The organism is Nocardia sp. NPDC055165, assembly GCF_053606985.1.
Genome location: NZ_JBSGSS010000008.1, coordinates 62,714 through 83,729, shown reverse-complemented (window position 1 = coordinate 83,729; position 21,016 = coordinate 62,714). Strand labels below are relative to the sequence as shown.

Genomic DNA, 21,016 nt, shown 5'->3' with positions numbered 1-21,016 from the left:
AGCGCTTGGTTCGTCGTCTGGCGTATCCGAAATCTCAGCTCGCGCGGACGCCCAGCCCTGGTGTGCCGGTAGCCGCTGCCAGCCGGTTCACCGCTGCGGTCAGGGCGCGCTCGGGGAGCTCGCGCGCGTCGAACGTCGACACGACGACCGTGTCGTCGACCTGTTCCCACGTGCCCATGATGCGACCGTCGACCAGCACCAGCGGCGAGATCCAGCCCGCCGTCCTGCTCACCTTCGACCGGTGCTCGGCGGGCAGCAGCACGGTGTCGGCGGTACCGGGTCCCAGTACGTACTGGTCGAACGGACCGAGCAGATGGACACCGCCGTCGAGAGTCGCCGCGGCGAGATCGTCGGCGAACTCGCTCGGAATCCAGCCGATCCGTCCTTCGACGTCGACCTCGGTCAGCGCGTCACCCATCGCCGCGAACCACCCGCGCAGCACGGCTTTGCGCACGCTGTTGCGACTGAGCCACGCGTCGAAGGCCGCCGGGGTCGCGGGACCGTACGCGCCGAGATAAGCGCGGATCAGCGCCGGTGCGGCGATATCGGGTTCCGGGATGCCCTTCCACCCGGGAGTCAGGTCGCCCGGCGCGGTGAAGGTGACCTTGCTCCCGCGCGCGGGACCGTGGCACAGCGCGCCCTGCCAGGCCAACGGCTTGAGCACCGCACCCCAGCCGGAGCGCAACTGCTCACCGAGGTGGGCGAAGCCGGGTTCGGCGAGGACCGCCTCGACCAGTTCGTCCCGGGTCAGGACCTGACCGGCCAGGACTCCCGACACCACCTCCACCAGACCGGCCACCTGCGCCGGGGTCGCGCCGAACGTCTTCTGCCACGACGGTTTCTCCCACGTCCGCGCCGATCCGATCAGCGACAGCGCAGCCGCGGCCTGCTCGGGCACCATCGCGTGCAGCGTGCCGCGCATCGCCCAAGTCTTGATCAACGTGCCCGCGGCCAACGCCGCACCGACACCGAGGCCGCGGGAATCGGGACTGCGCACCGCCACAGCCATCTCCGCCGCCGACGCCACCTGCGCCTGCACCCCGGCCAACCGGGTCGCGACATCCTCGGCAGAACCCGCGGTCGGTGCCGCGACGAACTGGCGGCCCAGCCGCCAGGCGAACACCTGATCCCATCCGACACTCAGCATGCGTCCCGTCCCCGTGACCGATCCCATCGGTGTCCCATCAGATCAGATCACTCCGACACGATCGGGCTAACTCGCCTCGGTCCGCCGGGTGGCGACACGGCGCAACGCGGCTCGCAATCCCGCGAATTCGTCGTCGCTGATCCGGTCGACGAAATAGTTGAGGACGAGGTCGGAGCGCCCGCCCACACCGAGCGCCTCGTGCATGAGCCGGGCGCTGTGTTCCTCGCGGGTCACCGTCGGCCAATACCGGTACGCGCGGCCCTCACGCTCGCGGGCCAGCCAGCCTTTGCGGTGCAGATTGTCCATCGTCGACATCACGGTGGTGTAGGCGATGTCGCGCTCGGTCGCCAACTCGTCGAACAGCTCGCGCACCGTGGTCGTGTCCACATCGCGGTCCCACAGCCGATCCATCAGCACTGCCTCGAGATCCCCGAAACCACGCACCGCCGACCGACTCCTTCACCTTGCCCGAACCGCTTCACAGTACCGGCACCGCCTCGGTGAGAGTCGCGAGCATGGCAAAGGCAAGGAGGGAAAACCACTCCTTGCCACCTCTAACATATAGCGCACCCCGGGGCTTGCGGCAAGACCCCGGTGATGCCGCACAATCTCTCGGCGAGCCCGCAACCTGCGGGAATCTTGTCGAAGGGGAGTAGTCGATGATCGACGTGATCGTGGTCGGCGGTGGACCGACCGGCATGATGCTGGCCGCCGAATTGAGGCTGCACGCGGTGCGGGTGGTCGTGCTGGAGAAGGACGCGGAGCCGACGAAGATCGTCCGCTCGCTCGGCCTGCACGCGCGCAGTATCGAGATCATGGATCAGCGCGGCCTGCTCGACCGGTTCCTCGCGCTCGGACGCCGGCATCCGCTCGGCGGGTTCTTCGCCGGCATCCCCACACCGGCGCCCGAGCGACTCGACACCGCCCACCCCTATGTCCTGGCCATCCCGCAACCCCGCACCGATCAGCTGCTGAGCGAGCACGCCACCGAACTCGGTGCCGAGATCCGGCGCGGCACCGAAGTGGTCGGCGTGAACCAGCGCGACGACGCGGTCACCGTCGAACTGGCCGACGGCACCCGGTTGCGTGCGCGCTATCTCGTCGGCTGCGACGGTGGCCGCAGCACCGTGCGCAGGCTGCTCGGTGTCGCGTTCCCCGGAGAGCCGAGCCGGGTCGAGACCCTGCTCGGCGAAATGGCATTGACCGCGTCACCGGAAACGATCACCGAGGTGATGACCGAAGTCCGCAAGACCCAGCTGCGATTCGGCGCGATGCCCCTGGCAGACGGGGTCTACCGCGTCCTCGCCCCCGCGGCCGGAGTCGCCGAGGACCGGGCTGTCGCGCCCACCCTCGAGGAAATGAAACAACAGCTCATCGCCACCGCGGGCACCGACTTCGGCGCGCACTCGCCGCGGTGGCTGTCGCGTTTCGGCGACGGCACCCGCCAAGCCGAGCACTACCGCGTCGGCCGCGTGCTGCTGGCAGGCGACGCCGCCCACATCCACCCGCCCACCGGCGGACAGGGCCTGAACCTGGGCGTGCAGGACGCGTTCAACCTCGGCTGGAAACTGGCCGCCGAGATCAACGGCTGGGCGCCGCCGGGCTTGCTCGACACCTACCAGACCGAACGCCACCCCGTGGCCGCCGACGTGCTCGACAACACCCGCGCCCAGATGGAGCTGATGTCGCTGGACGCGGGACCACAGGCGGTACGCAGGCTGGTATCTCAGCTGATGGAATTCGACGAGGTGAGCCGCTGTCTCACCGAGAAGATCATCGCCATCGCGATACGCTACGACTTCGGCGAGGGCGACCCACTGCTCGGTCGGCGATTGCGCGATATCGCCCTGAAACGCGGTCGCCTCTACGCGCACATGCACGCGGGCCGTGGACTGCTGCTCGACCAGACCGGCCACCTCTGTGTGCGGGGATGGGCGGACCGGGTCGACCACATCGTCGACGTCAGCGAAGAACTCGACGCCCCCGCGGTACTGCTTCGCCCTGACGGGCATGTGGCATGGGTCGGTCGAGAGCAGCAGGACCTACTCGACCACCTGCCTGTCTGGTTCGGTCGGCGCGACAGCACCGCAGCGATATGAGGTGTCGTCCGCAGCATCGACGGGGATCGTCTGCGCGACAGCGTGGTTGCGCTGACTCGCTGTCGCCCGGAATCATCGGTGTATGAGGCGCGCAGGGGTGGCCCGATGACCGAGTCCGACACATTCGCCACATTCCGGCCACTGCTGTTCACGATCGCCTACGAAATCCTGGGCTGTGCCGCCGACGCCGAGGACGTGTTGCAGGACAGCTACCTTCGCTGGCGCGACGCGACGGAGGTGACGCATCCGCGCGCGTATCTGGTGCAGATCGTCACCCGTCAGGCGATCAATCATCTCCGCACGGTCCGGCGTCGCCGCGAGGATTACGTCGGCACCTGGCTGCCCGAACCGATCCGTACCGCGCCCGACGCGGGGCAGGATGTGTTGCTGGCCGAATCGGTGTCGATGGCGATGCTGCTCGTGCTGGAAACTCTCGGTCCCACCGAGCGCGCGGTGTTCGTGCTGTCGGAGGTGTTCGGACACAGCCATCGCGAGATCGCGCGGATGATCGATAAATCCGACACCGCCGTGCGGCAGATCGCCCACCGGGCCCGCGCGCATGTCGCGTCGCGGCGACGGCGCTTCCAACCGGACTCCGACACCAGCCGCGCGGTGATCGGCCGCTTCCTGCTGGCCACCAACACCGGCGACGTCAGCGCCCTCATGGCGGTACTCGCGCCCGACGTCCTCCAGATCTCCGACGGCGGTGGCCGTGTGAGTGCCGCGCGCCGCCCGATCATCGGCGCCGAGCCCGTGGCGCGGTTCCTGATCGGGCTGACCCAGAACTCGATGGCGGGCGCGACAGTCGAATTCGGCAGCTTCAACGCGCAGCCCACGGTGATCGCCCGATCGAAGAACGGCGATCTGGATACCGTGCTGGTGGTCGAGCTGACCGACGACCTCATCACCGGGCTGTATGCGGTCCGCAACCCCGACAAACTGCAGTCCATCGATGTCGTGCGCATTCTCGACATCGCGGCCGAACGCACGCTGTGACGGAGGGCACAGCACTTGGGTGTCACGCTGGGAACCTGAGCGGTGTCTCCGAGGGTGTCCAGCAACGCAGCGGAACGAAAGGACCATCCCCATGAAGGTCATCCTCGTGTGCAAGTCGGTGTCGCACGGCAACACCCAGCGCGTCGCCGAAGCCATCGGCCAGGTGCTCGGCGGCCGGGTCGTCGCCCCCGCCGACATCGATCCGGCCGGGCTCGCCGACTACGACCTCGTCGGCTTCGGCTCGGGCATCTACAACATGGCTTTCCATCCGGAACTGCGCCGGTTCATCGCCTCCCTGCCGGCCGGACACGGGGGCAAGGCGTTCGTGTTCCGCACCAGTGGATTCCCGGAACCGCCGTTTCGCCGCTACGTCACCACCTTGACCCGCGACATCGAGAACAAGGGCTTCGACGTTGTCGACGCCTTCGACTGCCGGGGCTTCGACACCTGGCTGCCGCTGCGCCTGGTGGGCGGTATCCGCAAAGGCCGGCCCGACGCCATCGACCTCACCGCCGCGCGCGAGTTCGCCGAAAACCTGCAGGCCAGGACTATCTCCACACCCTGAAAGGCCGAACTCGTCGGACCCCGATGCGAACATATGTTCGTGTCCGATTCCGCCGCCCCGCGTCGCCCGCGTATCCAGTCCCGCACCGAGGCCTCGATCCTGCATGCCGACCTCGACTCGTTCTACGCCTCGGTCGAGCAGCGTGACCAGCCGTGGCTGCGTGGCAAACCGGTCATCGTGGGTGGCGGGGTGGTGTTGGCGGCCAGCTACGAGGCCAAGGCGTTCGGGATCCGCACGCCGATGAACGCGGGCCAGGCGCTGCGCCTGTGTCCGCACGCGATCGTGGTGCCGCCACGGATGTCGGCCTATGCCGAGGCAAGCAAAGCGGTGTTCGCGGTATTCCACGACACCACCCCGGTGGTGGAGGGGATCTCGATCGATGAGGCGTTCCTCGACGTCAGCGGGTTACGCCGGATCAGCGGCGAACCGATCGACATCGGGCACCGGCTGCGCGCGCAGGTGGCCGACCGGGTGGGCCTGCCCATCTCCGTGGGCATCGCACGCAACAAATTCCTCGCCAAGGTCGCCTCCGCCGTCGCCAAACCCGACGGGTTACGCCTTGTCGAACCCGGCAAAGAACTCGACTTCCTGCATCCACTGCCGGTGGAGCGATTATGGGGCGTCGGCAAAGTCACCTCGGCGACATTGCACGCCAACGGCATCACCCGCATCGGCCAGCTCGCCGAACTCGGCGAACCCCACCTGCGCGCCATCCTCGGCCCCGCCGCGGCCCGTCACCTGTTCGCCCTGTCCTTGGCTCGCGATCCACGCCGCGTGGAAACCGGCAAACGACGGCGCTCGATCGGCGCCCAACGCGCCCTCGGCCGCCGCCCGTGTGACCCCGACGAGATCGCCGCCTATCTCGACGGCCTCACCGACCGCCTCGGTCGCCGCCTGCGCGCCGCCGACCGCGTCTGCCGAACGGTGGTGCTGCGCTTACGCTTCGACGATTTCACCCGCGCCACCCGATCGCACACCCTCGTCGAAGCCACCGATGCCTCCACCGCGATCCGCCACGCCGCCCGCCTGCTGCTGCACGCCGCTCAACCGCTGATCATCGAACGCGGCATCACCCTGATCGGCATCTCGCTGACCAACCTCGACGACGCCGACACCATGCAACTCACCCTGCCGCTGGACGCGCGTGCCGAGAACACCCTCGACGCCACTCTCGACGACCTGCGCCGCCGCTTCGGTTCCACCGCCGTCACCCGCGCCGCACTCCTGCGCAGCGGCGAAGGCCTCTCGGTCCCGCTCCTGCCCGACTGACGTCGGTGGTCACCGACCACTACGGATCCACTGTGTGAGTGGGCGTGGAATAATCGCCGAATGCCTTACGCCGTCATCGGCTTTCTGACTCTCGCCCTGTGGGTGTATTGCCTGGTCGACATCATCACCAGCCCCGACGCGGGCATCCGGCACCTACCGAAGATGGGGTGGATCATTGTCGTCGTGCTGATCCCGACGATCGGTGCGCTGCTGTGGTTGTTCGCGGGCAGGCCGGTCGGCGAGTCAGGACCTGTCTCGAATACCCGGTTCGGTGAATACGATCGCCCCGGTCGCCGGGTCGCGTCGAATCCCGACGACGACGAGGCCTTCCTGCGCGGCTTGCGCGAGCGTGCCGAACAGCAACGTCGCGAGGCCCGCAGGCAACAGCAAGAACGCGACCAGGACCCGGCCTGATCACCCGCGAAGCACTGTGCCGATCGCGCATCTACGTGCGCTGATCGTGTTTGGCGGGCCGGAACAATGACCGCGTTCCGAACAGTGAACTGTCGAACCGCTTGCCCGCGTCCGGTTCCCGGTGATACCGCTCGATGCGCAGCACCTCGTTGCGGGAACCGAAGATGAACGGCACCCGCTGATGCACCTGGGCCGGGGGAACCTCCATCATGCGCTCGTGCCCGGTGGTGGCCGCCCCGCCCGCCTGCTCGACGATGAACGCGATCGGGTTCGCCCCGTACAGCAGCGAGACTCGGCCCGGCTGTGCGGGATTGCGCGTATCGCGCGGGTACAGATACAGCCCGCCCCTGGTCAGGATGTGGAAGGTATCGGCCACCAGTGACGCCACCCACCGCATATTGAAATCGCGCCCGCGTGGCCCTTCGACTCCCTCCAAGCACTCGAGCACATACCGGCGCACGGGCCGCTCCCAGAACCGCTCGTTGGCGGCATTGATCGCGAAACCCGAGGTGTCCTCCGGGATTCGCATCTGCGGATGAGTCAGCACGAACGCACCGATCTCCCGATCGAGGGTGAACCCGTCGACGCCACTGCCCGTGGTGAGGACCAACATCGTGGCGGGCCCGTACAGGGTGAACCCCGCACAGACCTGCTCCACTCCTGGCTGCAGGAAGTCGGTGTCGGCAGGTTCGGCGTCGCCGGCGACCACCGCTTCCGGCGCCCGCAGAATGCTGAAAATCGAACCGACAGGCAGATTCACGTCGATATTGCTCGACCCGTCCAACGCGTCATACGCCAGCAGGTACTTCCCCCGGCGCTGCGTCGCGGGCAGCACCGTCGCATGCTGCTCGGACAGCAACCCGGACAGATGCCCCGACCACTGCGTCTGCCCCACCATGATCTCATCGGTCAACACATCGAGCCGCCCACTCACCGACGTCTCGTCCTCGACCCCCGACCCGATGATCGCCCCGCGAGTCACCTGATTGGCAATGATCTTCGCCGCCGTTGCCACCACATTCACCAGCGCGGAGAATTCCCCCGACGAACCGGGATGCCGATGCTCTTCCTCGATCGTGTACCGCGTCAGCGTTTTCGGTCCATTCGGCATTCGGTCACGACCCCCTGCGAAATCCGGTGCGTCCCTTGCCCTTTTCAGAATGGCTCACCGACCGCCGATAGGCAATGTGAACTCTCACTTGACCTTGCCCCTGGGGGCAGCGTTTACATTCGCTGCATGAGGATCGGAGAGCTCGCGCGGCTGGCTCAGCTCAGCCCCAAGGCCATCAGGCGGTACGAGGCACTCGGGCTGGTCGCACCCGAACGGCACCCCAACGGCTTCCGCGAATACGACGACCACACCGTCCGCCTGGTGCGCGAAATCCGATCCCTGAACCGTCTGGGCATCCCGGTAGAGGAGACTCGGCCATTTCTGGACTGCCTGGCAACCGGCAGCGAACACGTCGACGACTGTCCCGCCTCCCTGGCCGAATACCAGCGGACCATCGACGCACTGACCGCGGAAATCGACGCCCTCACCGCCCGCAGAGACGCCCTCACCGATCGCCTCCGCGAGGCCGCACACCGCCACAGCACCACCCGAAGGCTTCCGTGGCCGACGGCCGTCTCCGTTCTGCAGCCCTCCGATGCGGCGACCCAGCAGGCCGAGCGAACACACGACATCCCCACCGAACAAGAGGAATCCCGATGACCCTGAGTTCTGCGATCGCCGGCACCATCGCGGTGACCGATGAGACATTCGACCACGACGTGCTCGCCCACCCCGGCCTCGTTCTCGTGGACGTCTGGGCCACGTGGTGCCCTTCGTGCAAAATGATCGCCCCCGTGCTGGCCGACGTTGCCCGCGAACGTGCGGCCACACTCGCCGTTCGCACGCTCAATGCCGATGAGAACCCACTCACGGCCCGCACCTACCAGGTCATGGCCGCTCCGACGCTGCTGCTCTTCCGCGATGGCCAACTCCTGCGCACCCTCGTCGGCGCCCGCTCCAAGGCCCGGCTCCTCGCCGAGTTGGACGACGCAGTGCGTCACTGATCCCGAAACCTCCGCCCCCACACGAACACCCATCGATCGCTGTCGGTGGGCTGTGCCACGATCTCACGCGTGACCGAACCCTCCCATCTCCTCGCCGAGCATCGACTGGAACTGACGCTCGATTACGGCCAGTTCATCCTGCACGGAGGGGAGGGTGAGGAGGACGTAGAGCTCGCGCTGCTCGACGCCGCGCATGCGGACAGGCCCTCGGCAGGCGACGGACACACCGTGGTGGTGCTCAGCCCGCACCAGAACAACTTCGACATGCCGATGCACATACAGGTGTGGGATCGGCGACCGGCCGACGAGGGCGAGTGGCAGCAGGTCAGCGAAGCCCGGCTACACATCGGCGAGCACGGCCTGACCATCAGTTCACCCGTCGACGGCTGGGCCGACGCACCCGTGCCGCCCGGCGACTACCTTGCCGAGATCGCCGGAACGGGTTTCGCGAACTACGGCTGGCCTGGCGACACCACCCCCGGCGACCACTGGCGAATCCGGCTCTGGCCCGACGACGGCACCGCTCCTCGACCCGCCCGGCAGTGGGACATGCCCGGCTACGGCATTCCCGCCAACAGCGCCGCACCGCCGACCGAGCCTGCCCCGAATCTGCCCGAGCCCGAATCGGACCGGCAGCGAGAGCTCCGCACACAAGCCCAGGCCAGAGACCGCGAGGGATGGGGCGGCGACCCGATACCAGCCTTCGCCGGTACCTATCACGGACGCGAACTCGCGAGCTACGACCGTGCGTTGGCCGAGTCGATAGCCGCCATGAGTGCCACGCGATTGCGTCGACTGGCCGAGTACTGCGCACAGCGCGCCTACGACCTCGCCGGTCTCAGCGAACGCGTCTGGGTGCGCCCCGCGTTGGACGCGCTCGCATCCGGCGCACCGCTGCCCGAACCCTTCCACGACAACGACGCCGCGTTCGCGCGACTGGACAAAGACCAGTACGGACCCGACGAGGCGAGCTTCCAGAGCAGCGTCGTGCGGGAAGTGGCGCAGGCCCTCAGCCCGACGCCGAACCCGTACGACCGCGGCAACATCAGTCGCCCCCACTTCGCCCTCAACACGGTTTTCCATGCGCGGCATACCGATCCGTTGCAGGGCGCGCTCTCCGCGATCACCGAAGCCGCGATCACCTTCGGCCCAGACGTCGAGAGCCTGTTCACCGGCATCCGCGGCGAGTTCGATCTACCTCCGCGGTCGTGAGCGCCGGGCCCGCTGTCATCGATACCACTGCGCGACTGGTCGATCCGGCGAACCTGCCACGGTGGCGCCACCCTCGGACGTACGATCCGAGCGTGGCCGAATCCCATGGTTCCACCCCTCTGCGTGTGCTGGTCTACAGCAACGATGCCGATACCCGCCAACAGGTGATCCTCGCGCTGGGCCGTAAGCCGCGCGCCGACCTACCGGAGCTCGAATTCTTCGAGGTCGCTACCGCGCCGGTGGTCATCGAGCAGATGGATGCCGGTGGGATCGATCTGGCGATCCTCGACGGTGAATCCGCCCCGACGGGTGGACTCGGTATCGCCAAACAGCTCAAAGACGAGATCGATCAGTGCCCGCCGGTGGTCGTGCTCACCGGCCGACCCGATGACGCCTGGTTGGCCAACTGGTCGCGCGCCGAGGCCGCCGTCTCCCACCCGATCGACGCCATGCAGCTCACCAACGCGGTCGCGGGCATCCTGCTCGCCCGCTGAACAGGACCATCCGGGCATCGTCCCGACCTGTCGGATAGTCCGCTTCGCACCTTTCTATCTATCACCACTGGTAACGCCAGTGGTTCGCTGCCGCATGCCCGGAGCTGATTACCCCCGTATCGCTCATGAATCGCGGTACCGATATCGATCAAACCCCACCCCGGAAACGTGCGGCGGACCCCCGAAACGGCGGTAGTCTGTGCTCTAGCTCACACGAGCACGGGCTCTTGTATAACGCTCCGCCATCGCTGCACAGCCTTGCGCGAGCCCCGGTTCGGCGGACAACGTTGTCGGCCCCGTCTCGCCGAAAGCTGCCGTCCGCGGCCGGGCCACACGGCTCGGCCTGCTCCAGCGAGGAGGGGAAGTGCAGTCGTGAACATCGAGGTGCCCGCACTCGTACTCGGCGCCATCGCCGCGGCGTTCGCGGTGTTCTCCGTCATCATGGCGGCGCTCATCGGCCCGAAACGCTACAACCGGGCCAAACTCGAACCCTATGAATGCGGCATCGAGCCGACCCCGCACGCCATCGCCGGCGGTCCGGGAAACGCAGCGGGACAGCGCTTTCCGGTGAAGTACTACCTCACGGCGATGCTGTTCATCATCTTCGACATCGAGATCGTGTTCCTGTACCCGTGGGCCGTGCATTTCGACACGCTCGGGCTGTTCGGTCTCGCCGCGATGGCGCTGTTCATCGTCAACGTGTCTGTCGCCTACGCCTACGAGTGGCGTCGCGGCGGCCTCAGCTGGGAATGAGTGGGAAATAATGGGTCTCGAAGAGAAACTGCCCAGCGGGTTCCTGCTGAGCACGGTCGAGGATTTCGCCGGCTACCTGCGTAAGGGCTCCGTCTGGCCCGCCACGTTCGGGTTGGCGTGCTGCGCGATCGAGATGATGGCCACCGGCGCCGGACGGTTCGACATCGCCCGCTTCGGCATGGAAGCGTTCCGCGCCTCCCCACGCCAGGCCGACCTGATGATCGTGGCGGGCCGGGTGAGCCAGAAGATGGCGCCGGTGCTGCGCCAGGTCTACGACCAGATGACCGAACCGAAATGGGTGCTGGCCATGGGGGTCTGCGCGTCCTCGGGCGGCATGTTCAACAACTACGCCATCGTGCAGGGCGTCGACCACATCGTCCCGGTCGACATCTACCTGCCCGGCTGCCCGCCCCGCCCGGAGATGCTGCTCAACGCGATTCTGGCGCTGCACGCGAAAATCGCCGAGATGCCGATGGGCGTCAATCGCGAGGAAGCGATCCGCGCCGCCGAGCAGGCCGCACTGGCCAGCACGCCGACCATCCGGATGGAGGGCCTGCTGCGATGACATTCGACTCCCCCGACAACACCGACAACCCTGCGGGACACCCGGTTCCGGAGGAATCGCCCGCGCAGGCGCAACCCAAACCGCCACAGGACGAGGTGATCGGCACCCGGCGCGGCATGTTCGGCGTCAGCGGCACCGGTGACACCTCCGGCTACGGCGGCCTGGTCACCCCCGTCGCCCTGCCCGCGGGCACACCTCCCCCGTACGGCAGCTGGTTCGACGCCTTCGTCGGCACCTTGCGCGCCGCACTCGTGGGCCGGGTCATCGCCTTCGATACCGTGATCGAGAGGATCATGGTCTTCCGCGACGAACTCACCCTGCACGTGAAGCGCGAACACCTCGTCGCGGTCGCGAGCGCGTTGCGCGATGACAGCACACTGCGATTCGAACTGTGCCTGGGTGTCAACGGCGTGCACTACCCCGACGACGACGGCCGCGAACTGCACGCGGTCTATCACCTGAAATCGATCACACACGGACGCCGTGTGCGGCTGGAAGTGTCCGCGCCCGATGCCGATCCACACATTCCGTCCCTGTTCTCGGTCTATCCGACGACCGACTGGCACGAACGCGAAACCTACGACTTCTTCGGCATCCTCTTCGACGGTCACCCCTCCCTGACCCGCATCACCATGCCCGACGACTGGCGCGGGCATCCGCAGCGCAAGGACTACCCGCTCGGCGGGATCCCGGTGGAGTACAAGGGCGCGCGCATACCGCCGCCCGACGAGCGGAGGACCTACAGCTGATGACCGACACCGACTTCCGCCGCGACGAACCACCGGTAGTGACCGTCGCAGGCCAGGACTGGGACCAGGTCAGCGAAGTGATCGACGGCGGCGCCGAAGAACGCATCGTGGTGAACATGGGCCCCCAACATCCGTCCACGCACGGGGTGCTGCGCCTGATCCTCGAAATCGAAGGTGAAACCGTCACCGAGGCCCGCTGCGGCATCGGCTACCTCCACACCGGCATCGAGAAGAACCTGGAATTCCGCAACTGGACCCAGGGCGTCACCTTCGTGACCCGGATGGACTACCTGTCCCCGTTCTTCAACGAAACCGCCTACTGCCTCGGCGTGGAGAAACTCCTCGACATCACCGACCAGATCCCCGAGCGCGCCACCGTGGTGCGCGTGCTGCTGATGGAGCTCAACCGCATCTCCTCGCATCTGGTCGCCCTCGCGACCGGCGGCATGGAACTGGGCGCGCTCACCCCGATGCTGTTCGGTTTCCGTGAACGCGAACTCATCCTCGACGTCTTCGAGAACATCACCGGCTTGCGGATGAACCATGCCTACATCCGTCCCGGCGGCTTGGCGCAGGATCTGCCCGCCGACGGCGTCACCAAGGTCAGGGAACTGCTCGACCTGCTGCCCGGACGCCTGCGCGACATGGAGCACCTGCTCAGCGCGAACCCGATCTGGAAGAAGCGCACTCAGGACATCGGCTACCTCGATCTCACCGGCTGCATGGCCCTCGGCATCACCGGGCCGGTCCTTCGCGCCACGGGCCTGCCGCACGATCTGCGCAAATCAGATCCGTACTGCGGGTACGAGAACTACGAATTCGACATCCCGACGACCACCGGCTGTGACTGCTACGGCCGCTACATCATCCGGATCGCCGAGATGACCGAGTCGATCAAGATCGTCGAACAGTGCCTGGACAAGCTGCGCCCGGGACCGGTGATGATCGACGACAAGAAGATCGCCTGGCCCGCCGACCTGGAACTGGGCCCCGACGGTCTGGGCAACTCACCCAAGCACATCGGCAAGATCATGGGCACCTCCATGGAATCGCTGATCCACCACTTCAAGCTCGTCACCGAGGGCATCAGAGTGCCTGCGGGACAGGTGTATTCGGCAGTGGAATCCCCCCGCGGGGAACTGGGTGTGCACATGGTCAGCGACGGCAGCACCCAGCCCTACCGGGTGCACTACCGCGACCCCTCGTTCACCAACCTGCAAGCGGTGGCCGCGATGTGCGAGGGCGGCATGGTCGCCGACGTGATCGCCTCGGTCGCCAGCATCGACCCGGTCATGGGCGGAGTGGACAGATGACAATCGACAACCCCACCAGCACACCGATTCTCCTCAGCCTGAGCACTCGTCCCGAACCGTTTCCGCCGCATGTGCGCGAACGTCTCGAACTGGACGCCAAAGAGATCATCACCCGCTACCCGCACCCCCGCTCGGCCCTGCTCCCCCTGCTGCACCTGGTGCAGGCAGAAGAGGGGTACGTGACGGGCACCGGCATCGACTTCTGCGCCGATCACCTGAATCTCACCGGCGCCGAGGTGACCGCGGTCGCCACGTTCTACTCGATGTACCGGCGCACCCCCACCGGCGACTACCACGTCGGGGTCTGCACCAACACCCTCTGCGCGATCCTCGGCGGCGACGCCATCTACGAAGCACTGCAACAACATCTGGCCGTCGAGCACGGCGAAACCACATCCGACGGGGCCATCACCCTCGAACACATCGAATGCAACGCCGCCTGCGACTACGCCCCGGTCATGATGGTGAACTGGGAATTCTTCGACAACCAGACTCCCGAATCAGCAGTCGCGATCACCGACGCCCTCCGAGCGGGCCACCAGGTCCGCCCCACCCGTGGCGCACCGCTGTGCACGTTCCGCGAGACCGCCCGCATCCTCGCCGGATTCCCCGACGAGCGTCCCGGCGCGCTCGAAGGAACCCCGGGCGCCCCCACCTTGGCAGGGCTCGACATCGCTGCCGCAGAAGAGGACTCGGCAGGAGATTCGCGATGATGACCCTCACCCCGGTACTCAGCGAACACTGGGCCACCCCGCGGTCCTGGACCCTGGAAAGCTATCGCGCGACCGGTGGCTACGACGGTCTCCGCGCCGCCTTACGCAAGACGCCCGACGAGGTGATCCACACCGTCAAGGACGCGGGTCTGCGTGGTCGTGGTGGGGCGGGCTTTCCCACCGGGATGAAGTGGTCGTTCATCCCGCAGGGTCCCGGCCCCGACGGCACCACGAAACCGCACTACCTCGTCGTCAACGCCGACGAATCCGAACCCGGCACCTGCAAAGACATCCCGTTGATGCTGGCCACCCCGCACACCCTCATCGAAGGCATCGTGATCGCCGCCTACGCGATCCGGGCCGCGACCGCGTTCATCTACGTGCGCGGCGAAGTGGTGCCGGTATTGCGCCGACTGCAAGCCGCCGTCGCCGAGGCCTACGCGGCCGGCCTGCTCGGCCACGACATCCTGGGCTCGGGATTCGACCTGGACCTGATCGTGCACGCCGGCGCGGGCGCCTACATCTGCGGCGAGGAAACCGCGCTGCTCGATTCCCTCGAAGGCAGGCGCGGACAGCCCCGTCTGCGCCCACCGTTCCCCGCCGTCGCGGGCCTCTACGCGTGCCCGACGGTCGTGAACAATGTGGAATCCATTGCCAGCGTGCCCTCGATCCTGCGCAACGGCACCGAGTGGTTCCGCTCGATGGGCAGCGAGAAGTCACCCGGCTTCACCCTGTACTCCCTGTCGGGGCATGTGGCCCGGCCCGGCCAGTACGAGGCTCCACTGGGCATCACCTTGCGCGAGCTGCTCGATTACGCGGGCGGTGTGCGAGCCGGGCACACCCTCAAGTTCTGGACCCCCGGCGGTTCCTCGACCCCGATGTTCACCGACGAACACCTCGACGTCGCCCTCGACTACGAGGGTGTCGCCGCCGCCGGATCCATGCTGGGCACCAAGGCCTTACAGATCTTCGACGACACCACCTGCGTGGTGCGCGCGGTCCTGCGCTGGACCGAGTTCTACGCCCACGAATCCTGCGGCAAATGCACACCGTGCCGCGAAGGCACCTACTGGCTGGTGCAGTTGCTGCGCCGACTCGAAGCCGGCGACGGAACCGAAGCCGACCTGGACAAGCTCGCCGACATCGCCGACAACATCAACGGCAAATCGTTCTGCGCGCTCGGTGACGGCGCGGCCAGCCCGATCTTCTCCTCGCTGAAGTACTTCCGCGACGAATACCTCGCGCATCAGCGACTCGGCGGCTGCCCGTTCGACCCGGCCGCCTCGACCGTGTGGGCACCAGCGAAAGAGGACCGATGACAGCCATCGCGCCAGGCAACAGCAGCGATGTGGTGCCCGCCGACATGGTGAGCGTCACCATCGACGACACCACGATCGAAGTTCCCGTGGGCACCTTGCTGATCCGTGCCGCCGAACTGATCGGCGTGCAGATCCCTCGCTTCTGCGATCACCCCCTGCTCGACCCGGTCGGCGCGTGCCGTCAGTGCCTCGTCGAGGTCGAAGGGCAGCGAAAGCCGGTGGCCTCCTGCACGATCCCGGTCACCGACGGCATGATCGTGCGCACCCAGGTCAGCTCTCCGGTCGCCGAAAAAGCCCAGCGCGGGGTGATGGAGCTGCTGCTCATCAACCATCCGCTGGACTGCCCGGTGTGCGACAAGGGCGGCGAGTGCCCGCTACAGAACCAGGCGATGTCCACCGGCAGCGCCGAGTCCCGATTCGACGGCGAGAAGCGGACGTATCCGAAGCCGATCCCGCTGTCCACGGCGGTGCTGCTCGATCGGGAGCGGTGCGTGCTGTGCGCACGCTGTACCCGGTTCTCCCAGCAGGTCGCCGGCGACCCGTTCATCGAACTGATGGATCGTGGTGCGCTGCAACAGGTCGGCATCGCTCGAGCCGAACCCCTCGACTCCTACTTCTCCGGCAACACCGTCCAGATCTGTCCCGTGGGCGCTCTCACCGGTACCTCCTACCGTTTCCGGGCCCGCCCGTTCGACCTGGTCTCCACCCCGAGCGTGTGCGAGCACTGCGCCTCCGGATGCGCACAACGCACCGATCACCGCCGCGGAAAAGTGTTGCGCCGCTTGGCCGGTGACGACCCGCAGGTCAACGAAGAATGGAACTGCGACAAGGGTCGCTGGGCCTTCGCCTACGCCACCGAGCGCGACCGCCTCACCACGCCGATGGTGCGCGGCTGGGACGGCGTTCTCGCCGCGGCCTCCTGGCCCGAAGCTCTCGCCGCCGCCGGAGCGGGCCTGAGCGCGGCGATCGGCAATGCCGGAGTGCTCGTCGGCGGCCGCGTCACCGAGGAAGAAGCGTACGCGTACAGCAAGTTCGCGCGCATGGTCCTCGCGACCAACGACATCGATTTCCGCAGCCGGGTGCATTCGGAGGAGGAAGAACGATTCCTTGCCGCCCGCATCGCCGGACGCGGTGTGCGGGTCGACTTCGCCGCGCTCGACCGAGCCCCCGTCGTGCTGCTGGTCGGGTTCGAACCGGAAGAGGAATCGCCCATCGTCTACCTGCGGCTGCGCAAGGCCGCACGGACCCGCGGGCAACGGGTGGTGTCGCTGGCACCGTTCGCCTCCCGCGGCCTCGAACGTATGTCGGGCGCGCTCATCCAAACCCCGCCGTGCGGGGAAGCCGACGTGATCACCTCGATCATGGCCGAAACGTCCGCCGACGCCGCCGAACTCGTGACGATGCTGAACACGCCCGGCGCGGTCATCATGGCGGGCGAGCGGCTCGCGGGCAGCCCCGGCGCGCTGTCGGCGGTGACCCGCCTGGCCGATGCCACCGGCGCGGCACTGGCGTGGGTGCCCCGTCGTGCGGGCGAACGCGGCGCGCTGGAAGCCGGTGCCCTGCCCAGCCTGTTGCCCGGCGGCAGGCCTGTCGTGGATCCTTCGGCGCGTCAACAGGTTCGGCATCGGTGGCAGGCCGGTGAACTCCCCGTCACCGTCGGCCGTGACGCCAACGCGATCCTGGCCGGCGCCGCCCAACTGGGTGCGCTGGTCATCGGCGGCGTCGACCCGGCCGACCTGCCCGACCCGGCCGCCGCCCTGGCCGCGATCGACGCGGCCCGGTTCGTCGTCAGCCTCGAAATGCGGCACAGCGCCGTCACCGAACGCGCCGACGTCGTGTTCCCGGTGGCGACCGCGATGGAGAAGTCCGGCACCTTCCGCACCTGGGAAGGCCGCCCGCGCCCCTTCGCCGCGGCCTCGCTCGACACCACCCGCCGCGTCGCCGCTCCCCTGTCGGACCTGCGGGTGCTCAACTCGCTGGCCGCGCAGATGGGCGTCCCGATCAACCTGGCCGACCCCGCCGCCGCCCGCACCGAACTCGACGGGCTCGGCGCCTGGAACGGTGAGCCCATCCCCGCTCCGGAGCTGACCAGCCAGACCCGACCCGTGCCCGGGCCAGGAACGGCGGTGCTCGCCGGATGGCGGATGCTGCTCGACGCCGGCCGCATGCAAGACGGTGAACCCAATCTCGCCGGTGTCGCCCGCCCGCCGGTCGCACGGCTCTCGGCCGCGACCGCCGCCGAGATCGAAGCCGACGATGCCGATCACGTCATCGTCTCCACCGACCGCGGCGAGATCTCGGTGCCGTTGATGATCACGGACCTGCCCGACCGGGTGGTGTGGCTGCCGCTGCACTCACCCGGTTCGACGGTCGCCGCCGAACTCGGTGTGACACCCGGCGCCGTGGTGCGCCTGCGTCGCGCCGACGACAGGATGAAGGAACACCGTCATGAGTGATCGAGTCCTACTCCTCGCGGCCGACGCCGGACCTGTCTTCGGCACCGATCCGCTGTGGCTGGTGGTCGTCAAGGCACTCGGCGTGTTCATCTACCTGATGCTGGTGCCGTTGATCGCGGTCTACGCCGAACGCAAAGTCGTCGCGTGGATGCAGATGCGGATCGGGCCCAACCGGATCGGTCCCGGCGGCATGCTCCAGTCGATCGCCGACGGCGTGAAGATGGCGCTCAAGGAAGACATCATCCCGGCGATCGTGGACAAGCCGATCTTCGTGCTCGCTCCGATCATCTCGGTGATCCCGGCGTTCATGGCCTTCGCGGTGATCCCGATGGGCCCGGAGGTCTCGATCTTCGGCACCCACACCGCGTTGCAGCTCACCGACATGCCCGTCGCGGTGCTCTACATCCTCGCCATCACCTCTATCGGCGTGTACGGCATCGTGCTCGCCGGCTGGTCCTCGGGTTCGACCTATCCGCTGCTCGGCGGCCTGCGCTCGACCGCGCAGGTCATCTCCTACGAGATCGCGATGGCGCTGACCTTCGCCACGGTGTTCCTGCTGTCGGGCACCATGGCGACCTCCGAGATCGTGAGCGCACAGGAGGGCACCTGGTATGTGTTCCTGCTGCTGCCCTCGTTCCTCATCTACTGCGTGTCGATGGTCGGCGAGACCAACCGGGCACCCTTCGACCTACCCGAAGCCGAAGGTGAACTGGTCGGCGGTTTCCACACCGAGTACTCGTCGCTGAAGTTCGCGATGTTCATGCTCGCCGAATACGTGAACATGGCCACGGTGTCCGCCCTGGCGACGACGCTGTTCCTCGGCGGCTGGCGGGCGCCGTTCCCGATCAGCCTGTGGGAGGGCGCCAACTCCGGATGGTGGCCGCTGCTGTGGTTCACCCTCAAGGTGTGGACGTTCCTGTTCGTGTTCGTCTGGCTGCGCGGCACGCTGCCCCGCCTGCGCTACGACCAGTTCATGAACCTCGGCTGGAAACTGCTCATCCCGACCTCGCTGGTGTGGGTGATGGTCGTGGCCGCCGCACGGGTGCTCGATCTCGAGGGCATCCCCGGACAGAACTTCATCCTGGTCGGCGTGGGGCTGGTGATCACCGCGGCCATGATCGCGATGTTCCTGCGCGCAGGCCGCAGCAAGGGGCTACCGCCTTTGCCGCCGCAGGAGCCCTCGACCTCGGCGGTGTTCCTGGGTTTCCCGGTGCCGCCGATGCCGGCACGCCCCGCGAACGACCAGCCCGAGTTCGGGTTGTTCGACCCGCTCGCCGGGTTCGCGGTCACCGCGGCCACGATGTTCAAGAAGCCCAATACCGAGTCCTACCCGGAGCAGAAGGTGCCGACCGCGCCGCGCTATCACGGTCGCCACCAGCTCAACCGCTACGACGACGGACTCGAGAAGTGCATCGGCTGCGAACTGTGCGCGTGGGCGTGCCCCGCCGACGCCATCTTCGTCGAAGGCGCCGACAACACCGAGGAGCAACGTTTCTCCCCGGGTGAGCGGTACGGCCGCGTCTACCAGATCAACTACCTGCGCTGCATCGGCTGCGGCCTGTGCATCGAGGCCTGCCCGACGCGCGCGCTGACGATGACCAACGAATACGAACTCACCGACGACAACCGCGCCGACCTCATCTACGAGAAGGACCAGCTGCTGGCCCCCATGCAACCGGGCATGACCCCCGCGCCGCACCCGATGGCACCGGGCACCGACGCGGCCGACTACTACCTCGGCCGGGTCGGTCCCGCACCGTCTGAGCAGGAGGTACTGCGATGAGCACCGCACACGTGCTGGCCGCCGAAGTCGCCCGCACCTCCACCGGTGAGGGTGTGCTGTTCTGGGTACTCGCCCCGATCGCGGTGCTCGGCGCCCTCGGCATGGTGACCGCGGCCAAGGCCGTGCATTCGGCGATGTGCCTGGCCGCCACCATGATCGCGCTCGCCGTGTTCTACATCGCGCAGGGTGCGCTGTTCCTCGGCGTCGTGCAGATCGTGGTGTACACGGGCGCGGTGATGATGCTGTTCCTGTTCGTGCTGATGCTCGTCGGCGTCGACTCCGCGGAATCGCTGCGGGAGACGTTGCGCGGTCAGCGTATCGCCGCCGCGATCGTCGGGCTCGGATTCGGGTTGCTGTTCATCGGCGGCATCGGCGCGGCCCTGCGCGACAGCGGAACCAGCTTCCCCGGCCGTGGTTTCGGCGACCGCGACGTGATCGCCGAACTCGCCGAGTTGATCTTCCTGCGCTATGTGTGGGCGTTCGAACTCACCGGCGCACTGCTGATCACCGCCACGATCGGTGCGATGGTGCTGGCCCACCGTGAACAGTTCACCCCGAAACGCGGACAGCGGGAAATGTCGCGCGATCGCTTCCGCACTGCCGGCGAACGGGCCACCCCGCTGCCGACACCGGGTGTCTACGCACGGCACAACGCCGTCGACAGCCCCGCCCAGCTTCCCGACGGTTCCTTCGCCGAACTCTCGGTGAGCACGATCCTGCGTCACCGCCGCAACCGCGCCCACACCGAAGCCGCTGTGCTCTCGGTCGGCACGGTCCGCGACGACAATCCGACGGCCGACGAGGAAGGCAAGCGGTGAACCCCCAGAACTACCTGTTCCTGTCTGCGCTGCTGTTCACCATCGGCGCCGCGGGAGTGTTGTTGCGCCGCAACGCGATCGTGGTGTTCATGTGCGTGGAGCTGATGCTCAACGCGGTGAATCTGGCGTTCGTGACCTTCGCCCGGATGCACGGCAACCTCGACGGTCAGGTGATCGCGTTCTTCACCATGGTGGTCGCCGCCGCCGAGGTCGTCGTCGGCCTGGCCATCATCATGACGATCTTCCGTGCCCGCCGGTCGACCTCGGTCGACGACGCCAACCTGCTGAAGTTCTGA

Annotated in this window: 22 protein-coding genes; 19 read left to right on the top strand and 3 right to left on the bottom strand. The window is 67.4% G+C overall.

Annotated elements, in window-relative coordinates:
- Nucleotides 1-34 precede the first annotated feature (34 nt).
- Together ACWFRF_RS18150 and ACWFRF_RS18145 are read right to left on the bottom strand one after the other, a co-directional pair.
- Nucleotides 35-1,147 carry a winged helix DNA-binding domain-containing protein gene (locus ACWFRF_RS18150; protein WP_452451086.1) on the bottom strand — a complete coding sequence of 371 codons (1,113 nt, stop codon included), beginning with the start codon at nucleotides 1,145-1,147 and terminating at the stop codon, nucleotides 35-37.
- A gap of 66 nt (nucleotides 1,148-1,213) precedes the next feature.
- Nucleotides 1,214-1,591 carry a BlaI/MecI/CopY family transcriptional regulator gene (locus tag ACWFRF_RS18145; protein ID WP_378991750.1) on the bottom strand — a complete coding sequence of 126 codons (378 nt, stop codon included), beginning with the start codon at nucleotides 1,589-1,591 and terminating at the stop codon, nucleotides 1,214-1,216.
- A gap of 215 nt (nucleotides 1,592-1,806) precedes the next feature.
- On the opposite strand from ACWFRF_RS18145, the gene rox reads away from it, so the two are divergent.
- The 5 genes from rox to ACWFRF_RS18120 all read left to right on the top strand — a co-directional run bounded on the left by rox (nucleotide 1,807) and on the right by ACWFRF_RS18120 (nucleotide 6,490).
- On the top strand, nucleotides 1,807-3,246 hold the full coding sequence (rox, locus tag ACWFRF_RS18140; RefSeq protein WP_452451084.1) for a rifampin monooxygenase: 1,440 nt from the start codon (nucleotides 1,807-1,809) through the stop codon (nucleotides 3,244-3,246).
- A 105-nt stretch (nucleotides 3,247-3,351) separates the two neighbouring features.
- Nucleotides 3,352-4,242 carry an RNA polymerase sigma-70 factor gene (locus tag ACWFRF_RS18135; RefSeq protein WP_452451083.1) on the top strand — a complete coding sequence of 297 codons (891 nt, stop codon included), beginning with the start codon at nucleotides 3,352-3,354 and terminating at the stop codon, nucleotides 4,240-4,242.
- Between the two features lie 91 nt (nucleotides 4,243-4,333).
- Nucleotides 4,334-4,807 carry a flavodoxin family protein gene (locus tag ACWFRF_RS18130; protein ID WP_452451081.1) on the top strand — a complete coding sequence of 158 codons (474 nt, stop codon included), beginning with the start codon at nucleotides 4,334-4,336 and terminating at the stop codon, nucleotides 4,805-4,807.
- A 33-nt stretch (nucleotides 4,808-4,840) separates the two neighbouring features.
- A complete protein-coding gene (gene dinB, locus ACWFRF_RS18125; RefSeq protein WP_452451079.1) occupies nucleotides 4,841-6,076 on the top strand; it encodes a DNA polymerase IV in 1,236 nt (411 codons plus the stop codon).
- Nucleotides 6,077-6,136: 60 nt separating this feature from the next.
- Nucleotides 6,137-6,490: a PLD nuclease N-terminal domain-containing protein gene (locus tag ACWFRF_RS18120; RefSeq protein ID WP_378652648.1), complete on the top strand. Its 354-nt coding sequence runs from the start codon at nucleotides 6,137-6,139 to the stop codon at nucleotides 6,488-6,490.
- A 31-nt stretch (nucleotides 6,491-6,521) separates the two neighbouring features.
- Here the strand turns inward: ACWFRF_RS18120 and ACWFRF_RS18115 are convergent, their stop codons facing one another.
- Nucleotides 6,522-7,601, bottom strand: coding sequence for a class 1 fructose-bisphosphatase (locus tag ACWFRF_RS18115; protein WP_378991739.1), 1,080 nt, complete (start codon nucleotides 7,599-7,601; stop codon nucleotides 6,522-6,524).
- 126 nt (nucleotides 7,602-7,727) lie between these two features.
- On the opposite strand from ACWFRF_RS18115, the gene ACWFRF_RS18110 reads away from it, so the two are divergent.
- The 14 genes from ACWFRF_RS18110 to nuoK all read left to right on the top strand — a co-directional run bounded on the left by ACWFRF_RS18110 (nucleotide 7,728) and on the right by nuoK (nucleotide 21,016).
- A complete protein-coding gene (locus tag ACWFRF_RS18110; RefSeq protein WP_378991738.1) occupies nucleotides 7,728-8,201 on the top strand; it encodes a MerR family transcriptional regulator in 474 nt (157 codons plus the stop codon).
- A complete protein-coding gene (locus ACWFRF_RS18105; RefSeq protein WP_452451076.1) occupies nucleotides 8,198-8,545 on the top strand; it encodes a thioredoxin family protein in 348 nt (115 codons plus the stop codon). Before ACWFRF_RS18110 ends, ACWFRF_RS18105 begins: the two co-directional genes overlap by 4 nt.
- A gap of 69 nt (nucleotides 8,546-8,614) precedes the next feature.
- Nucleotides 8,615-9,757, top strand: a complete 1,143-nt coding sequence (locus tag ACWFRF_RS18100) for a hypothetical protein (RefSeq protein ID WP_452451075.1) — start codon at nucleotides 8,615-8,617, stop codon at nucleotides 9,755-9,757.
- A gap of 92 nt (nucleotides 9,758-9,849) precedes the next feature.
- The gene (locus tag ACWFRF_RS18095) at nucleotides 9,850-10,251 is read left to right on the top strand and encodes an Rv3143 family two-component system response regulator (protein WP_378991733.1); all 402 of its coding nucleotides are present in this window, start codon (nucleotides 9,850-9,852) and stop codon (nucleotides 10,249-10,251) included.
- Between the two features lie 372 nt (nucleotides 10,252-10,623).
- Complete coding sequence (locus tag ACWFRF_RS18090) at nucleotides 10,624-11,004, top strand: NADH-quinone oxidoreductase subunit A (protein ID WP_452451073.1); 381 nt, start codon at nucleotides 10,624-10,626, stop codon at nucleotides 11,002-11,004.
- A 10-nt stretch (nucleotides 11,005-11,014) separates the two neighbouring features.
- On the top strand, nucleotides 11,015-11,569 hold the full coding sequence (locus ACWFRF_RS18085) for a NuoB/complex I 20 kDa subunit family protein (protein WP_019047013.1): 555 nt from the start codon (nucleotides 11,015-11,017) through the stop codon (nucleotides 11,567-11,569).
- Nucleotides 11,566-12,318, top strand: a complete 753-nt coding sequence (locus tag ACWFRF_RS18080) for an NADH-quinone oxidoreductase subunit C (RefSeq protein ID WP_452451071.1) — start codon at nucleotides 11,566-11,568, stop codon at nucleotides 12,316-12,318. The genes ACWFRF_RS18085 and ACWFRF_RS18080 overlap by 4 nt, the downstream gene beginning before the upstream one ends.
- Complete coding sequence (nuoD, locus tag ACWFRF_RS18075) at nucleotides 12,318-13,631, top strand: NADH dehydrogenase (quinone) subunit D (RefSeq protein WP_378629165.1); 1,314 nt, start codon at nucleotides 12,318-12,320, stop codon at nucleotides 13,629-13,631. The genes ACWFRF_RS18080 and nuoD overlap by 1 nt, the downstream gene beginning before the upstream one ends.
- Nucleotides 13,628-14,344 (top strand): NADH-quinone oxidoreductase subunit NuoE, encoded by a 717-nt coding sequence (gene nuoE / locus ACWFRF_RS18070; RefSeq protein ID WP_452451069.1) that lies wholly within the window; start codon nucleotides 13,628-13,630, stop codon nucleotides 14,342-14,344. Before nuoD ends, nuoE begins: the two co-directional genes overlap by 4 nt.
- Complete coding sequence (gene nuoF / locus ACWFRF_RS18065) at nucleotides 14,344-15,663, top strand: NADH-quinone oxidoreductase subunit NuoF (RefSeq protein WP_378992045.1); 1,320 nt, start codon at nucleotides 14,344-14,346, stop codon at nucleotides 15,661-15,663. The genes nuoE and nuoF overlap by 1 nt, the downstream gene beginning before the upstream one ends.
- A complete protein-coding gene (locus tag ACWFRF_RS18060) occupies nucleotides 15,660-18,119 on the top strand; it encodes an NADH-quinone oxidoreductase subunit G (RefSeq protein WP_452451068.1) in 2,460 nt (819 codons plus the stop codon). The genes nuoF and ACWFRF_RS18060 overlap by 4 nt, the downstream gene beginning before the upstream one ends.
- The gene (nuoH, locus tag ACWFRF_RS18055) at nucleotides 18,112-19,902 is read left to right on the top strand and encodes an NADH-quinone oxidoreductase subunit NuoH (protein ID WP_452451067.1); all 1,791 of its coding nucleotides are present in this window, start codon (nucleotides 18,112-18,114) and stop codon (nucleotides 19,900-19,902) included. The genes ACWFRF_RS18060 and nuoH overlap by 8 nt, the downstream gene beginning before the upstream one ends.
- On the top strand, nucleotides 19,899-20,720 hold the full coding sequence (locus ACWFRF_RS18050) for an NADH-quinone oxidoreductase subunit J (protein WP_379312089.1): 822 nt from the start codon (nucleotides 19,899-19,901) through the stop codon (nucleotides 20,718-20,720). Before nuoH ends, ACWFRF_RS18050 begins: the two co-directional genes overlap by 4 nt.
- Complete coding sequence (gene nuoK / locus ACWFRF_RS18045) at nucleotides 20,717-21,016, top strand: NADH-quinone oxidoreductase subunit NuoK (protein ID WP_378991725.1); 300 nt, start codon at nucleotides 20,717-20,719, stop codon at nucleotides 21,014-21,016. Before ACWFRF_RS18050 ends, nuoK begins: the two co-directional genes overlap by 4 nt.